Below are 381 nucleotides of genomic sequence, written 5' to 3'. Positions count from 1 at the left end.
CCTCCACCAGTTCGACGTCGAGCTGCTCGATCAGCGTCCTGTCTTTGATTAGAACCAGCCGTTCCAGGTCCGCCAGTTCCTCGCTCGCGGGCGCTTTGTCCAGAATCGCGACCAGTCGGTCCAGATCAGCGAGGAACTCCCCCGGCTTTTTCGACAGCGGCAGACTCAGCGCGTCCGCGCCGCGAATCGTCACTGATTTGCCGCCAGTTCCTATTCTNNNNATGGTCCCCGCCGCGACGACTCTTGTCGCGAGTTCGCCGATGTCTTCGAATCCAAAGCTCCTCAGTGACGCGCCCACAGGGATCGACGACCTGTCGGTCTTCGCCGACTCGTCCAGCGTGACCTTGGTGATCGAGCTAAGTCGCGCCGGGTCGGCACCAC

At 62.1% G+C, this 381-nt stretch carries 1 protein-coding gene; it reads right to left on the bottom strand.

The features are described 5' to 3' along the window. On the bottom strand, positions 1–337 hold a 337-nt coding region (locus H483_RS0120515), incomplete at its 3' end, for a DUF6119 family protein (RefSeq protein ID WP_238556458.1). Positions 338–381 lie beyond the last annotated feature (44 nt).

Origin of the sequence: Dietzia sp. UCD-THP, assembly GCF_000349585.1 — a bacterium.
GTDB lineage: Bacteria > Actinomycetota > Actinomycetes > Mycobacteriales > Mycobacteriaceae > Dietzia > Dietzia natronolimnaea_A.
Note: the sequence above shows the minus strand (reverse complement) of the source record. Positions and strands in the feature narration are given on the sequence as shown.